At 44.3% G+C, this 15433-nt stretch carries 13 protein-coding genes and 2 pseudogenes; 1 reads left to right on the top strand and 14 read right to left on the bottom strand.

All coding sequences use genetic code 11. The annotated features are described in order from the left end of the window. Positions 1 to 15 precede the first annotated feature (15 nt). Together rpsU and deoC are read right to left on the bottom strand one after the other, a co-directional pair. A complete protein-coding gene (gene rpsU / locus NCCP2222_RS01425) occupies positions 16 to 189 on the bottom strand; it encodes a 30S ribosomal protein S21 (RefSeq protein ID WP_076757758.1) in 174 nt (57 codons plus the stop codon). 232 nt (positions 190 to 421) lie between these two features. Then, positions 422 to 1096 carry a deoxyribose-phosphate aldolase gene (deoC, locus tag NCCP2222_RS01430; protein ID WP_248508934.1) on the bottom strand — a complete coding sequence of 225 codons (675 nt, stop codon included), beginning with the start codon at positions 1094 to 1096 and terminating at the stop codon, positions 422 to 424. A gap of 356 nt (positions 1097 to 1452) precedes the next feature. Between deoC and NCCP2222_RS01435 the strand changes: the two genes are divergently transcribed. Then, a complete protein-coding gene (locus tag NCCP2222_RS01435; protein WP_248508936.1) occupies positions 1453 to 1821 on the top strand; it encodes a DUF4181 domain-containing protein in 369 nt (122 codons plus the stop codon). Between the two features lie 240 nt (positions 1822 to 2061). Here NCCP2222_RS01435 and NCCP2222_RS01440 read toward each other — a convergent pair. The 12 genes and pseudogenes from NCCP2222_RS01440 to spoIIP form a co-directional block, all read right to left on the bottom strand. Continuing rightward, positions 2062 to 2339 (bottom strand): annotated as a pseudogene (locus NCCP2222_RS01440) (transposase); the annotation flags it as partial. A gap of 419 nt (positions 2340 to 2758) precedes the next feature. Continuing rightward, complete coding sequence (mtaB, locus tag NCCP2222_RS01445) at positions 2759 to 4099, bottom strand: tRNA (N(6)-L-threonylcarbamoyladenosine(37)-C(2))-methylthiotransferase MtaB (RefSeq protein ID WP_248508938.1); 1341 nt, start codon at positions 4097 to 4099, stop codon at positions 2759 to 2761. 16 nt (positions 4100 to 4115) lie between these two features. Continuing rightward, positions 4116 to 4862, bottom strand: a complete 747-nt coding sequence (locus NCCP2222_RS01450; RefSeq protein ID WP_248508940.1) for a 16S rRNA (uracil(1498)-N(3))-methyltransferase — start codon at positions 4860 to 4862, stop codon at positions 4116 to 4118. Positions 4863 to 4866: 4 nt separating this feature from the next. Further along, positions 4867 to 5811 carry a 50S ribosomal protein L11 methyltransferase gene (gene prmA / locus NCCP2222_RS01455; protein ID WP_248508947.1) on the bottom strand — a complete coding sequence of 315 codons (945 nt, stop codon included), beginning with the start codon at positions 5809 to 5811 and terminating at the stop codon, positions 4867 to 4869. Positions 5812 to 5826: 15 nt separating this feature from the next. After that, a complete protein-coding gene (gene dnaJ / locus NCCP2222_RS01460) occupies positions 5827 to 6957 on the bottom strand; it encodes a molecular chaperone DnaJ (RefSeq protein ID WP_248508949.1) in 1131 nt (376 codons plus the stop codon). Positions 6958 to 7162: 205 nt separating this feature from the next. Continuing rightward, entirely contained in the window at positions 7163 to 8989 is a 1827-nt protein-coding gene (gene dnaK / locus NCCP2222_RS01465; RefSeq protein ID WP_248508958.1) for a molecular chaperone DnaK, read from the bottom strand. Between the two features lie 63 nt (positions 8990 to 9052). Further along, a complete protein-coding gene (gene grpE, locus NCCP2222_RS01470) occupies positions 9053 to 9649 on the bottom strand; it encodes a nucleotide exchange factor GrpE (protein ID WP_375709145.1) in 597 nt (198 codons plus the stop codon). After that, a complete protein-coding gene (gene hrcA, locus NCCP2222_RS01475; RefSeq protein ID WP_248508961.1) occupies positions 9649 to 10701 on the bottom strand; it encodes a heat-inducible transcriptional repressor HrcA in 1053 nt (350 codons plus the stop codon). Before hrcA ends, grpE begins: the two co-directional genes overlap by 1 nt. Before the next feature lie 93 nt (positions 10702 to 10794). Further along, positions 10795 to 11928 carry a radical SAM family heme chaperone HemW gene (gene hemW, locus NCCP2222_RS01480; RefSeq protein WP_248508962.1) on the bottom strand — a complete coding sequence of 378 codons (1134 nt, stop codon included), beginning with the start codon at positions 11926 to 11928 and terminating at the stop codon, positions 10795 to 10797. 106 nt (positions 11929 to 12034) lie between these two features. Then, positions 12035 to 12394: a hypothetical protein gene (locus NCCP2222_RS01485; protein ID WP_248508963.1), complete on the bottom strand. Its 360-nt coding sequence runs from the start codon at positions 12392 to 12394 to the stop codon at positions 12035 to 12037. A gap of 169 nt (positions 12395 to 12563) precedes the next feature. Beyond that, positions 12564 to 14387 (bottom strand): annotated as a pseudogene (lepA, locus tag NCCP2222_RS01490) (translation elongation factor 4). A 219-nt stretch (positions 14388 to 14606) separates the two neighbouring features. Then, positions 14607 to 15425 (bottom strand): stage II sporulation protein P, encoded by an 819-nt coding sequence (gene spoIIP, locus NCCP2222_RS01495; RefSeq protein WP_248508964.1) that lies wholly within the window; start codon positions 15423 to 15425, stop codon positions 14607 to 14609. Positions 15426 to 15433 lie beyond the last annotated feature (8 nt).

The raw sequence follows: 15433 nt of genomic DNA on the forward strand, positions 1-15433 counted from the left end.
TAAGTCAAGGTAGTATTAGTATTTACGCTTACGAGCAGCTTCGGACTTTTTCTTCCGCTTTACGCTTGGTTTCTCGTAATATTCACGCTTTCTTACCTCTTGTATAGTTCCACTTTTGGATACCGTACGTTTGAAGCGGCGAAGAGCATCTTCAAGCGATTCATTTTTACGAACGACAGTTTTCGTCATATCTCTTGTCCCTCCCTCCGAGCACACTTCGACACAAGGCAGTTGTCCTTGTACTAAAAAAGTATATCGCACAATTAGTATATGGTCAATAAAAAACTTTCCATTTCCTTCGGCAAAATTTAAAAGATTTTAAGTAAGAAAACGCGGAAAGCTTGAGGGCTTATCTACGTACCTTATTTTCACTCATAAATTGGTCAGTTGAAGGCGACAGAATTCATAAAATTGAGCCTGCTCAGTAATCGCTGTCAGATTTCAAGCCATTCATAATTTGCACGCCTGAGCTCGCACCGATCCTTGTAGCCCCTGCATCGATCATCTGTTTCATATCTTCAAAGCTGCGGACTCCTCCAGAAGCCTTCACACCCATCTCAGGACCCACGACGCCTCGCATCAGCTTGACATCCTCAGCTGTTGCCCCGCCTGTCGAGAAGCCAGTCGATGTTTTAACAAAGTCGGCACCTGCTGCGACGGATAGCTCGCATGCTTTCCGTTTTTCATTGTCTGTCAGAAGAGAAGTCTCAATAATGACTTTCACGATCGCTTTCCCCTTCGCCGCTTCCACGACAGCCTCGATATCTTGGCGGACCTGTCCGTCATCACCGCTTTTTAAAGCGCCGATATTGATAACCATGTCGATCTCCTGAGCGCCTTTTTGAATAGCATCTGTCGTTTCAAACGCTTTTACTTCAGAAGTGCTCGCGCCAAGCGGGAAACCGATGACCGTACAGACTTTGACATCCGAGCCCTTTAATATTTCGGCTGCTGTTTCGACCCAAGTCGGATTAACACATACCGAAGCGAAGGAGTATTGCTTTGCTTCTTCACATAGCGTAACAACTTGATCCTTCGTTGCGTCAGCCTTCAATAAGGTGTGATCTATATAGGCAGCATAATTTGTCGTATTCAAATTGAATACCTCCCTTAAGTAATGCATAGCCCTTTCACTATAGCAAACAACGCATCCGCTTGCACGTGAAAAACTGTTAATCCCACGGTGGGTAAACGAGAGCATACATAACGGTATATTAATTCGTGTTAATGAATGGAAACAAATTGTTGATATTACAACTTAGTGATTTATGATGAGTGGATTTCCATTCCAAACGGACGCTTTCCGCAGGCACGGCTTAAGCTAAAAAAATCTTATGTCAAACAACAAAGTATGAAGGTTAGATAAGGTTACGTGTTTAAATAGCGACTAGGTTGGTAAATTATTCAAAAACGTAGAGTATGGCTTCTACTATCGGTGGAAAGGGGCTTTGAATGCTTAAAATAAATATTTTGTTTATTTTGACACTCATTATTAGTTCCATGTTAACAAAATTTCTAAGAAACAAATACAACATTATTGACCCGCAAAGGATTAGATATGTGAGCAATACACATCAGTGGGTAGAAATACCATTAGTAGTGTTAGGGGTCATTTTCATTTTTCTTTTTTGGTTTATTGAGGTTCCGGTATTGTTCTATATAGCAATTGCTATTTTTACTGTTGTATCTTTATTCCGTGCTTTTGTAGAATATAAATACGAACGAGAAGAAAAAGAATATATTATTACTCTTTTAGATTTTGGAATCTGGAGCATATCCATGGGTGTTTTACTAGTTTATTATATCAGTACACTCGACTAACAATGCTGATTAAAGAGTGAGAGATATTCGAGTACTAACATGAATTATGGCAAGTAAAAATGCACAGATGTACTGTGCATTTCAGACTGTAGATAAAAGGGCAGGAAATCAAATTGATTTCCAACCCTTTTCCTGTTTTTTTAGTGTTTCTTGAAAGAACGAGCCCTACTACAGTTCTATATTCCTTATAATTACTCCATGGCTGGCGCTACATGTCCAGCTGGCCAACTTCTTAAGATCTCAGGCAGCAAAAATCAGCATCGCCACTGCATTTACAATTTTTTTATCCCCCGTAAGGTTGTCCATCGAATGCCATGCTTATCTTTGGCAACATCAAAGACACGTTAAATCGTCTTTTTGCGCTTACAGCATATCTCTTTTGTCTCATCGTGATGTCTCAAGTATTCGGCTACATACAGGTAATCGTGCCAGACATGCCTTTGAATATTTTTCTGCTGAATCTTACTCTGTGTACATTGACTGATCAAAGGGCAAGATGCACAAATGGATGGTATCGAGGGATTCTTCGTCATCATACCCATCACCTCATTCACTTAATAGGAAACACCGTTGATTGGAGCGGAGAGCGGCGACTCCTGCGGGAACAGCACGAGCTGAAGACCCTGGACTGAGCACAGCGAGGGAAGCGGCTGAAGCCGTGCCCGCGGAAAGCGTCCGCGCGCAGCGCAAATCAACATTGTAGCTTTACCTCTATATAAAAGAAAAGACTGTAGGCAAACTCCATTATTTCTCGAGTTTGTCTACAGTCAGAAACGCACAGTTGAACTGTGCGTTTGTTTTATCTGTTGTTGATTGTTGTTAGAATCAGATGCTAATTTAGGTGCGTATAGGTGCATTTTCTTCACATCAACCAAACCCGTTAGGCAAACACCGCAGTTCTTGGTGTTCGTCTACAGCATGACTGTGTATTCAGCTATCAAACAAGAGCTTCTTCGGTGTCGATGACCCGGATGAATTGCCCTTCATTGTATGGATAGCCTGCTTTCGCAATTTTCACTTTGACGATTTTGCCAACCATCGATTCATCAGCCTGGAAAACAACCTTCAAGTAGTTGTCCGTATATCCTTCGTATAAACCGCTGGCCGGGTCAAGTTTATAAATCTCTTCCGGAATGACTTCCAATACTTCGCCTTCGAATTCCGAGGCATATTCCTTCGCCAATTGATCGTTCAGTTCGATGAGGCGGTGAACGCGCTCATTCTTTACCTCTTCATCAATTTGGTCCTCCATCCGTGCAGCTGGAGTGCCTGTCCGTTTGGAATATGGGAAGACATGCAGTTCAGAGAATCGATGTTCCCGAATAAAATTGTATGTCTCCATGAATTCTTCTTCCGTTTCGCCAGGGAAGCCGACGATGACGTCGGACGTGATTGCCAGATGCGGCAAAGCCTCGCGCAGACGATCTAGCCGTTCTGCAAAGAATTCCATCGTATATTTCCGTCTCATCCGCTTCAATACCGTGTTAGAACCGGATTGAATAGGAATATGAAGATGACGGACAACGATAGAAGATTCCTTGAGGACTTGAATAACTTCATCCGTCAGCTGGCTCGCTTCGATTGAGCTGATCCGAAGACGTTTCAAACCTTTTACTTGCGTCTCCAAATCACGCAGAAGCCGGGCCAGATTGTAATCCTTCAGATCCTCCCCGTAACCGCCTGTGTGGATGCCTGTCAAAACAATTTCCAAATACCCTGCATCCACCAATTGTTGCGCCTGGCGGATAACTTCTTCCGGCTCTCTGGATCTCATAAGACCACGAGCCCAAGGAATAATACAGAATGTACAGAAGTTATTGCAGCCTTCTTGGATTTTCAATGATGCGCGGGTCCGATCTGTGAAAGCCGGTACATCGAGTTCTTCGTATACCCGGTTTTTCATAATATTGCGAACTGCATTGATCGGTTGGCGTTCAACACGGTATTCTTCAATTAATCCCAAGAGCTTTGTGCGGTCTTGCGTACCGACAACAATATCGACGCCAGGGATGGCCATAATTTCAGCCGGAGATGTTTGCGCATAGCAGCCTGTTACACAAATGACTGCATCCGGATTTTTCCGGATGGCGCGCCGGATGACTTGCCGGCTCTTTTTATCTCCTGTATTTGTTACTGTACAAGTATTAATGACATATACATCAGCATTCTTTTCGAAATCGGTTCGTTCGTATCCAGCTTCTTTGAACAGTTGCCAGATTGCTTCCGTTTCGTAATGATTGACTTTGCAGCCTAATGTATGGAAAGCGACTGAAGACATCAGCTGCTCACCTCTTTCATTCAAATTCGTAAGACATGGCGGACAATACATATAGCGGCGCTGTCTCCGTACGCAAAATGCGCGGTCCGAGTGAAACGGATAGGAAACCCGCACTCTTCAGCAATTCCGCTTCTTTTCTTGATATTCCGCCTTCCGGACCAAAAACAACAAGTACCGATTGTTTATGATACACGTTTTTCAAGCGGTCTGCAATCCTATTGGGCTCATTGCTTTTAGCATCTTCCTCATCGGCTACAAGTAACACATCGTAGTGGGACGCCTCAGCAAGCAGATTTGTAATGGAGACAGGTTCTTTCACTTCCGGGATGACCGTCCGGTGGCATTGCTCAGCGGCTTCTTTTGCGATTTTCTGAAGCCGCTCCACTTTTTTGCCGCCTTTTTTTGCATCCCATTTGACGATGGACCGTTCGGCTTCAAATGGCAGAAGAGCTGTCATCCCGAGCTCCGTTCCTTTTTGGACGATATAATCAAGCTTGTCGCCTTTAGGCAATCCGCAAGCGATTGAAACGGAAACCGGCATTTCCCGGTTTGGGAGAAGGCTATCGGGGTTCCGTTTCACCCGGACACCTTCCGTTGTTACTTCCAGTATGCTCGAAACATAAGCTTCGTTTTCAGAAACAGCTATGATCGAATCTCCAGCAGACATACGCATGACGCGGCTAATATGTTTCGCGTCTTCCCCTTCAATCCATGACTCGTCGTTCTGGTCATCAAATGGAGTAGTTAAAAAATACCGCTGCACTCTGTCACTCGCCTTTCTTCCGGGCAATGATGGCAACCCAATCTTCCATCAGGACGGTTTCCACGATTTCAAATCCCTTGTCGACGAGATCATCCCGTACCAGATCTCTCTTTTGGGCAATTATGCCGGAAACAATGAAAAGGCCGTCATTTGGCAATAAAGAATAAGCATCTCCTGTAAATGTCAGGATGACCTCCGCCAGAATGTTAGCAACGATAATATCTGCAGGCTCTTTTACAGTATCCAGCAGATTGCCGTGAGCAACTTCCACAACATCAGACGCATGATTCAATTCGATGTTTTCTTTGGCGGCCTGAACCGCCACTTCATCCAAATCAAGGGCGTGTACGTGCGAAGCGCCTAGCATCGCAGCTCCAATCGCTAACACGCCGGAACCGGTTCCGACATCAACTACTCTGCAGCCTTTGGTTACATATTTCTCTAGTGCTTGCAGGCAAAGGACTGTTGTCGGATGAGTCCCTGTTCCGAATGCCATACCTGGGTCCAACTCTATGATCAGTTCATCCGTTACAACAGGTTCATATTCTTCCCACGTCGGGACAATTGTGAATCGATTTGAGATTTTTACTGGATGATAATACTTTTTCCATGCAGTAGCCCAGTCCTCTTCATCCACTTCGTTTGTTTGAATGGTATTATCGCCAATGTCGATGCCAAACTGCCTTAGATTCTCGATGGATTCTTTTATTTCTCCAACTGTTTCAATCAAGAAACTATTTACAGGCAAATAGGCTTTCACAATAACGCCTTCCGCTGGAAAATCCTCTCGATTCAAGTCATAGATTTCGCCAAAACGGTTTTCGTGTACTCGATCTGGTTCATTTGAATCCTCGATGACTACACCGCTTGCCCCGGCTTCGTGCAGAATATTAGCAACCGCTTCAGTCGCCTCATGTGTCGTATGGATGGAAATCTCTGACCATTTCAACTTCGTTCAACCCTTTCAATCGCCTTTTATTGTCCGCTTGATTTTATCAAAAAGTGAGCTAGAATACTCGTCTGGGGAATTGCCGTCGATGGAGGCAAATTCTCGCATTAATTCTTTTTGTTTCTCTGTCATCTTTTTAGGCGTCACGACTTTCACGATAACGTGCTGATCTCCCGTTCCATGTCCATGGACATTTTTGACGCCTTTCCCACGCAGACGGAAATTGGTCCCTGTCTGTGTGCCAGCAGGAATTTTCAATTTCACATTTCCATGAATGGTTGGCACTTGTATTTCATCGCCTAATGCCACTTGCGGGAATGTCAGCGGAAGCTCCAAGTAGATGTCATCCTCTTCACGGACAAATTTATCATGCGGTTTCACGCGGAAAACGATGTATAGATCGCCAGCCGGTCCTCCGTTCACACCTGCTTCGCCTTGTCCTGAAACCCGAAGCCGCTGCCCATCATCTACGCCAGCAGGTATGGTCACCTTAATTTTTTTCCGTTTTGTTACACGGCCAGAGCCATGGCATGTTTCACATTTCTCAGGAATGATTTTCCCTGTTCCTTGACAGTGTGGACATGTTCTTCTGTTCACCATTTGGCCAAGCGGCGTGTTTTGGGTGACGGAAATCTGCCCTGATCCTCCACAGTGCGTACAAGTTTTTACTGATGTTCCTTTTTTCGCGCCTGTACCGTGGCATGTTTCACATTCTTCCTCACGGGGCAATTCGACCTCTGTCTCTTTTCCGAATACAGCTTCCATGAAATCGATGGTCATCGTATATTGCAAATCATCGCCTTTTCGTGGAGCGTTCGGGTCGCGACGTCTTGTGCTGCCGCCAAAGAAAGTGCTGAAGATGTCCTCGAAGCCGAAGCCATCCGCTCCTCCTCCACCGAATCCGCCAAATCCGCCAAATCCCTGGTTTGGATCCGCATGGCCGAATTGGTCATATTGCGCACGTTTTGTATCATCACTGAGCGTTTCGAAAGCCTCTGTCACTTCTTTGAATTTCTCTTCGGCTCCCGCCTCTTTATTCAAATCGGGATGGAATTGCTTCGAAAGTTTTCGATACGCCTTTCGAATCTCTTCTTTTGTTGCCGATTTGGAAACGCCCAATACTTCATAATAATCTCGCTTACTCATCATTCCACTCTCCCAAATATCTTTGTCATGCCGAATATACGAAGTAATAATATGCTTCTTGAACAGTACATCGTCCGACGAATTCCCTATATTGTACCATGCAAAGATGTTATCCGTTACCCTAAAGCGAATGGTTTCCGTATGCTAACAAACGAAAAAGTCAAAGCCGGAAGCTCGGACTTTGACTTTCCCGTCATCTATCATCTCAATTTTTCTTGTCGTCATCCACTTCTTCGAAATCCGCATCGACAACACCGTCATCTTGCGGTTGGCCAGTAGCATCTGCACCGCCCTGTGCTTGTGCCGCTTGCTCATAAAGCTTGACGGATAACTGTTGAACTAATTCTTCCAACTGTTGTTTCTTAGCACGGATTTCATCGAGATTGCCGCTTTCAACTGCTTTTTTCAACTCGTCCTTCGCTTCTTCGGCTTTCTTCACTTCGTCCTCGGCTACTTTCCCTTCCAAGTCCTTAAGTGTTTTTTCTGCCATGAATACAAGTTGATCCGCTTCGTTCTTCAAATCAACCTCTTCTTTGCGGCGTTTGTCTTCTTCCGCATTCGCTTCTGCGTCTTTTACCATCCGTTCGATTTCATCGTCGGATAGGCCTGAGCTGGACTGGATTGTAATGTTTTGCTCTTTTTGTGTACCAAGGTCTTTAGCTTTGACAGTCACGATACCGTTCTTATCGATATCAAATGTTACTTCAATTTGTGGAATGCCGCGTGGTGCTGGCGGAATATCCGTCAATTGGAAACGGCCAAGTGTTTTATTGTCCGCAGCCATAGGACGCTCCCCTTGAAGCACATGGATGTCAACAGCCGGCTGATTGTCAGCAGCAGTAGAGAATACTTGTGATTTGCTTGTCGGGATTGTCGTATTGCGGTCGATCAATTTCGTGAACACACCGCCCATTGTTTCGATACCAAGTGACAATGGAGTTACATCCAATAGAACGACATCTTTTACATCACCGCTGATGATCGAACCTTGTACTGCGGCTCCCATTGCAACCACTTCGTCCGGGTTAACGCCTTTGAATGGCTCTTTGCCTGTTTCTTTCTTGATGGCTTCCTGAACCGCAGGAATACGTGTCGAGCCGCCGACAAGGATGACGCGGTCAATTTCAGAAGGCGATAGGCCGGCATCTTTCATCGCTTGACGAGTCGGCACCATGGAACGTTCTACAAGTTGCGCTGTCAATTCATCGAATTTCGCACGAGACAAGGAGAGTTCCAAGTGAAGCGGGCCAGCTTCTCCTGCTGTAATGAACGGCAATGAGATTTGTGTATTGGTTACGCCAGAAAGATCTTTTTTCGCTTTTTCAGCCGCATCTTTCAAACGTTGCATAGCCATTTTATCTTTTGATAGATCGATTCCATTGTCTTTACGGAATTCTTGTACAAGATAATCGATGATTACGTCATCGAAGTCATCTCCACCAAGCTTGTTATCTCCTGCTGTTGAACGGACTTGGAATACACCGTCTCCAAGTTCCAGGATAGAAACGTCGAATGTACCGCCGCCAAGGTCATATACGAGGATCGTTTGATCTTCTTCAGTTTTATCAAGACCATATGCAAGGGCTGCAGCAGTCGGTTCGTTTATGATTCGTTCAACTTCAAGACCTGCGATTGTACCCGCGTCTTTTGTTGCTTGACGTTGTGCATCATTGAAGTAAGCAGGCACAGTAATAACTGCCTTCGTCACTTTCTCGCCGAGATAATCTTCTGCATACCCTTTCAGATACTGAAGAATCATCGCAGAAACTTCCTGAGGTGTATAATCTTTGCCTTCCGCATGCTCTTTATAATCAGTTCCCATATGACGCTTAACGGACATGATCGTATTTGGGTTCGTGATCGATTGACGCTTTGCCACTTCCCCTACTTGGCGTTCACCATTTTTGAACGCAACAACCGATGGAGTCGTACGGTTTCCTTCCGGATTCGGGATAACTTTTGCTTCTCCACCCTCATATACTGCTACTACAGAGTTTGTAGTTCCTAAGTCAATACCAATGATTTTGCTCATAATCAAATTCCTCCTAAAATAATCCGACATTGCAATAGTGTAATGAACTCTACGTCTTATATCTTATTCGTTCACTTGGACCATAGAGGGCCGTAGAACGCGATCTTTCAACTTATACCCTTTTTGGAGTTCCTGAAGCACGATTCCGGAAGCTTTCTCCCCATCGTTTCCAGTCATAACAGCTTGATGGAAATTGGGATCAAATTCCTGGCCAGCAGCCTCGATTTCCTTCAACCCTTCTGACTTCAAAGCATCTAACAGGTTCCGATATACCATGTCCATTCCAGTCATAAGTGATTGTGTCTCTTCCGATTTCGCTTCGATATTGAGAGCTCGCTCAAAATTGTCTAGAACAGGCAGCAAATTTGTCATCAAACTTTGAGCCCGGTACTTTTGCAGAGACTCTTTGTCCAGATTAGCCCGTCTCTTAAAGTTTTCAAAGTCTGCAAGCAAGCGAAGCTGTTTATTTTCTTCCTCTTCCAGCTTGGACTTCAACTCTTCGATGATTGCTTCCTTTTCGTCTTTTACTTCCGTTGGTGCTTTGCTGACCTCTGGTGACTCAGAATCTTGGTCAACTTGCGCTTCTTGAGCTATTTCGTTTTCAATTGAAGCGGCGGCCTGCTCATCAGCCAGAACCTCTTCCTTTTTTTCTTCGTTCATCATACATTCCTCCTATCCGTTCCGCCGCCAATCATCAGATTTGCAAGCGCTCTAGACAAATCACCGCTCACTATATCAAGCAACGTGATTACCCTGCTATAATCCATCCTTTTAGGACCTACAATCGCAATGGCGCCTTCTATGTTATCGCCTGCAGAATAATTGGCAGTGATGACACTACAATCGCCCATTGCATCATGATTATTCTCAGAACCGATGCGGACATGGATTCCTTTTGTCTCGTCTTGGAAAAAGGCAAGAGCAGGAGCTCCATTTTCCATCAGTTCGAAGAACATCTTCATCTTGTCGATGTCATGGAATTCAGGCTGTTTCAGCATATTCATTTTACCGCCAAAGAACAGTCGCTCTTCAGGCTTGATGGCTGTTGCTTTCTGAAAAGAAGCAAACAATTCGCCCGCTTTGTTCACATGCTGTTCTAATACGGATTTCGCCGCTGATGCGAGCTTTATCTGTAAATGCATGAGTGGAGTTCCTGTCAACCGATCGTTCAATATATTGACCATCTTTTCAATGTCGGATGCCGACAATCCCTCCGGCACGTCGAATACCCGGTTTTCCACATGACCGCTGTCTGTGACGATAATCGCAACCGCTTTGGTTTCATCCAATGGAACAATAGAGAACCGTTTCACTGAATGAGCCGTCACATCAGGTCCGAGCAAAATAGCCGTGTAATTGGTCAATTCAGATAAGATGACCGCAGAATTACGGATCAATTCCTCCGTTTCCATCACACGATTTTGAAAGATAGATCTAAGTTGCATGCTATCTTCCACATTCAATTTTTCGGGCTGCAACAGATGATCGACGTAAAACCGATATCCCTTTTCAGATGGCACCCGGCCGGATGAAGTATGGGTCTTTTCTAAATACCCCAGCTCTTCTAAATCAGCCATATCATTTCGTATTGTAGCAGGACTGAAAGGAGCCTCTGGTTTTTTTGATAACTGCCTTGATCCGACAGGTTGTGCGGATTCGATGAAATCGTTAACCGTCAGTTGCAAGATTAGCAATTGCCTGTTTGTCAACATGTTCATCACTCCTGTTAGCACTCTTTAAATGTGAGTGCTAATTCTACTCATAATTTAACAAATCTCTTCTAACGTGTCAACGAATTGGCTTCTTCATTTCAAAAAACGCTGAAACACTTCGTTACCTCTATAAATTCCTAGCTGTGACAATTTATAAATACTGTTTTCGCGGGTAAGTAAACCTTCCTCGATGAGCTTGCCAAGTTCTGTGCCGTACACATCTTCCAGCCGCTCCCCAAATTTTTTCTGAAAACCACTTTCCGAAACTCCGGTCATCATCCGAAGACCTAAAAACATCTCTTCTTCCATCGCTTCGCGAACGGTTACTTGATGGGAATCTAATAATGGCCGTTGTCCGGCATCAACTTTTTCCATATATTTTTTCAACGGTCCAAGATTGGCATAACGGCTGCCTGCTAAAAAACCATGCGCACCAGCCCCAACTCCCGCATATTCATCATTTTGCCAATAAATCATATTATGGATGGATTCGTGGCCAGGCATTGCAAAATTGCTTATTTCATATTGCTCTCTTCCAGCCTGTTTCATGCGTTCCATTAACATGCCGAACATTTCTGCTTCCAGGTCTTCCCCTGGCAATGGCAGTTTTCCCTTGTTCATCAAATTATAAAATACTGTTTTCGGTTCAATGATGAGCGAGTAACCAGAGTAATGGGGAAGGTCAATCGCAAGGGCGCGATCCAATGTATGTTCCCATTGTTGAATTGTTTGTCCGGGCAGTCCGTAGATCAAGTCAATGCTGATATTTTCAAAACCGACTGCTCTCGCCTTCTCAATCACCTTCTCTGCATCATGTGATCCATGAGTCCGGCCTATTTTTCGAAGCAATTCATCATCAAAGGATTGAACGCCGATGCTGAGACGTGTCACTCCGCCTTCCTTTAACACCCTTAACTTTTCTTCTGTCAATTCGTCTGGGTTTGCTTCAGTCGAAAATTCAGTTAAGGTTTCTACATCTATATACATACGGATAATATCCAGCAAACGTTTCAATTGCCTCTCGGATAATGCGGTCGGAGTCCCTCCGCCGAGGAAGACCGTTTCTGCCTGATTAAAAGAAGCACCTTCCCGTTTCAAAATCGACAGCTCGTTTCCAATCGATTCTATGTATTCATCAACCGGCTGGTTGTTAAAAAAGACTTTATTAAAATCACAGTAATGGCAAATCTGATGACAAAATGGAATATGAATATAAATCCCCCTCATCGAACTGCCTCCTTTCATGGCAAGCCTTTCGGCTGTTGCGCTCCTCATTTTATCATTACCTTACCCTGAAAGGATACTATCCCGCATTCGGTACTGGTTGTCTTTCTCAGTGAATGGCCTTCATGCCTTCTAATAGGAATTTCGCATCTTCATTGAGATAATATTTGACGTCCGGTCTCATCAAAAGATCCGTATTATTTTTAGCCGAAATACGAAGTCCACGCAAATCAAACTTTGACGCATAGACATTAATCGCCTGGATAATGTTCATTTCTATCCGATTCAAAGGCTTCACTTGAGTTTCATTATCTGCAAGCATATCAAGCAATGCTCTCGAATTCCCCCGTAATAAATGCTTATTCTGAAGCAAAAGCTCTATGTTGTCCTCAATATATTTTCTTGCTGATACGAGATCCAGTTTATCCGTAGCCTCGTTAATTACTCTTATTAATTCCCGAAAGTCCATTAGTCATACCCCTTAGTACAAAGTGTCTATTTTTATTTGCAATATTATAGACTTAAATCCTATGTAAGAAAAGGGAAACGCACTTGGTAATGGCATGGAAAGCCGTCCTTCCTCTTGTTCCGTACAATGAAAAACGAGGCCCCGAAGGACCCCGCTACAGCAGTTAACCTTAATCTTCATCCATTTTCAAGACTGCCATAAATGCCTCTTGAGGAACTTCCACGGAACCAACTTGCTTCATCCGTTTCTTACCTTCTTTTTGCTTCTCCAACAATTTTCGTTTACGGGAAATATCTCCGCCATAACATTTTGCTAAGACGTTTTTCCCGATTGATTTGATGGTAGATCGAGCAACGATCTTTTGGCCGACTGCGGCTTGCACCGGCACTTCAAACTGTTGGCGAGGAATCAGGGACTTCAGCTTCTCGACAATTGCTTTGCCTCGTTCATAGCTGAAATCACGATGCACAATGAAACTGAGTGCATCGACTTGTTCTCCATTGAGCAGAATATCCATCTTTACTAGCTATGACTGCTTGTAGCCAATTAATTCATAGTCAAGGGAGGCGTATCCTTTTGTACCTGATTTCAGTTGATCGAAGAAGTCATAGACGATCTCAGCCAACGGCAGTTCATAAATGATATTGACACGGGACGCGTCCAAATAATTCATCGTGACGAAGTTCCCCCGCTTGTTTTGGCAAAGCTCCATGACCGACCCAACGTAATCATTCGGCACCATGATGGAAGCTTTTACATACGGCTCTTCCACGTAATCAATCTTTTGTGCATTCGGCATCATGGACGGATTATCCACTTTCACTTCGGAACCGTCCGTCATTACGACGTTGTAAATAACGCTCGGTGCAGTGGTAATCAAATCAATTTTAAACTCCCGTTCAATCCTCTCTTGGATGATCTCCATATGCAGAAGTCCAAGGAAACCACAGCGGTAGCCGAAACCGAGCGCTTGCGATGTTTCCGCTTCGAATTCGAGGGCGGAATCATTCAACTCCAATTTTTCAAGTGCTTCCCGCAAATCGACGTAACGGTTTGAGTCAATTGGATACAAACCACAGAACACCATCGGATTCATTTTTCGATAACCTGGCAGCGGCTCGCTCGCCGGTCTCTTGGCATTCGTTACTGTATCCCCGACTCTTGTGTCGCCGACATTTTTAATCGATGCGGATAAGAAACCTACGTCCCCAACAGTCAATTCATCGCGAAGCGAGATATTTGGTGTAAAAACACCTGTCTCAATAACTTCAAATTCTTTGCCCGTTGCCATCATTCGGATTTTATCTCCAGGACGTACAGTTCCTTCGACAATACGAATATTGACGATGACTCCTTTGTACTGGTCATAATGGGAATCAAAGATCAACGCTTTGAGCGGCGCTTCTGGATCGCCGGACGGCGCTGGTACTTTCTCGACAATTTGTTCTAGAATGTCTTCGATTCCGATACCCGCTTTTGCTGAGGCGAGCACAGCTTCCGAAGCATCCAGTCCGATAACATCCTCAATTTCTTGTTTTACCCGTTCCGGATCTGCTGCCGGCAAATCGATTTTATTGATAACCGGCAATATTTCAAGATCGTTATCCAGGGCTAAGTAAACATTAGCCAACGTCTGTGCTTCAATGCCTTGCGCCGCGTCAACGACTAGGATAGCCCCTTCACAAGCTGCAAGGCTTCGGGATACTTCATATGTAAAATCCACATGTCCCGGTGTATCGATCAAATGGAAAGTATAATCTTCACCATTTTTTGCGGTGTACGTCAATTGAACCGCATTCAGTTTAATAGTAATACCGCGTTCCCGCTCTAAATCCATCGAATCCAACGTCTGTGACTTCAATTCACGGGAGCTAAGCGTTTCCGTCTTCTCTAAGATCCGATCGGCTAACGTCGATTTCCCGTGATCTATGTGAGCGATGATGGAAAAGTTTCTTATATTCTTTTGACGTGCCAATCTCTCATCATGATTCATTGTGCAGTTCACTCCTATTTTAGCTATTTGCATTATAGCAAATAACTGCGCAACATGTTATAAATTCTTATCAAATCACAATAGAAGTTGATTTATTATTCCACGCCAAGCGGTTTAATCAGGAATGACAGCAGTAAATCAGCTCGTCTATGTAAGTGGCGATGCGTACCCCTAAAGACAAAAAAGACGGAGAAGATGCATTCCTCTCCGTCTTTCCTGCTATTCGGCCTGTGCCGAATCCATGACGTGCCCGATTGCTTCCGCCAGGACCGCGATGGTTCGATTTAATTCATCCTCTGTATTGCCGATTCCACCCAATTCAACGAGAATGATCGATGGATCTAGATCTTGATTGTATTTTCCATCGACTCCCGGGCCGCCCTTCGGAATAAGATCTTTCGTAATTCCTGGCACCAGTTTATCCATTTCACGTTTGACCAATAGGACATTTTCCATGTTCTGCTTATATTGCGGATGATCTGTCCCGAGGACAAACGCCACTTTTGCGTATCGCTGCCCCTCAAATTCTAATGTCGTCTTTTCCTGACCGACCGAATCCCGGTGAATATCGATAACAAGATCGTATGGTTGTTGTTCTATCGCTTTTTTAACATGAGGTCTGATTTCAGCATACGACCTGCTATAAGGAATTCCTTTTTTTCGCATTTCCTTGCTGTTATCAATATCAATTGTGTTTGCTTCGATCCCGTTAATGGCTAACTGGCTCTTCAGCTTTGCGCCCAGCTTCATGACATTCTCGGTCTGATGAGAAGTGGAGACGATCCCATCAGCCGCTTTCGTCATCGGTTCATATGCTTCATGGGAATGTGTAAAATATAGTAATACATTCGCTGCTTTTGTTTCTTCTTTTTCCGGTTCGACTTCTTCCGTGACATTTGACGCGTACACGATGAACGCATTGTCTTTCATAATTTTTGTCGAAGTCACGGACGTCCCTTCAGGAAGAAATTGCATGACGATCGGGAAAAGGAAGAGAATGGCTATAGCGGCAATCCAGATTTGCATCGATTTTTTCAATTGGCATC

Origin of the sequence: Sporosarcina sp. NCCP-2222 (assembly GCF_023168145.1) — a bacterium.
Lineage (GTDB): Bacteria > Bacillota > Bacilli > Bacillales_A > Planococcaceae > Sporosarcina.

Bases quoted from the DNA above. Each gene is read 5' to 3' on its own strand.
- rpsU (WP_076757758.1), bottom strand. From the start codon at position 189: ATGACGAAAACTGTCGTTCGTAAAAATGAATCGCTTGAAGATGCTCTT.
- NCCP2222_RS01435 (WP_248508936.1), top strand. From the start codon at position 1,453: ATGCTTAAAATAAATATTTTGTTTATTTTGACACTCATTATTAGTTCC.
- mtaB (WP_248508938.1), bottom strand. From the start codon at position 4,099: ATGTCTTCAGTCGCTTTCCATACATTAGGCTGCAAAGTCAATCATTAC.
- dnaJ (WP_248508949.1), bottom strand. From the start codon at position 6,957: ATGAGTAAGCGAGATTATTATGAAGTATTGGGCGTTTCCAAATCGGCA.
- dnaK (WP_248508958.1), bottom strand. From the start codon at position 8,989: ATGAGCAAAATCATTGGTATTGACTTAGGAACTACAAACTCTGTAGTA.
- grpE (WP_375709145.1), bottom strand. From the start codon at position 9,649: ATGAACGAAGAAAAAAAGGAAGAGGTTCTGGCTGATGAGCAGGCCGCC.
- hrcA (WP_248508961.1), bottom strand. From the start codon at position 10,701: ATGTTGACAAACAGGCAATTGCTAATCTTGCAACTGACGGTTAACGAT.
- hemW (WP_248508962.1), bottom strand. From the start codon at position 11,928: ATGAGGGGGATTTATATTCATATTCCATTTTGTCATCAGATTTGCCAT.
- NCCP2222_RS01485 (WP_248508963.1), bottom strand. From the start codon at position 12,394: ATGGACTTTCGGGAATTAATAAGAGTAATTAACGAGGCTACGGATAAA.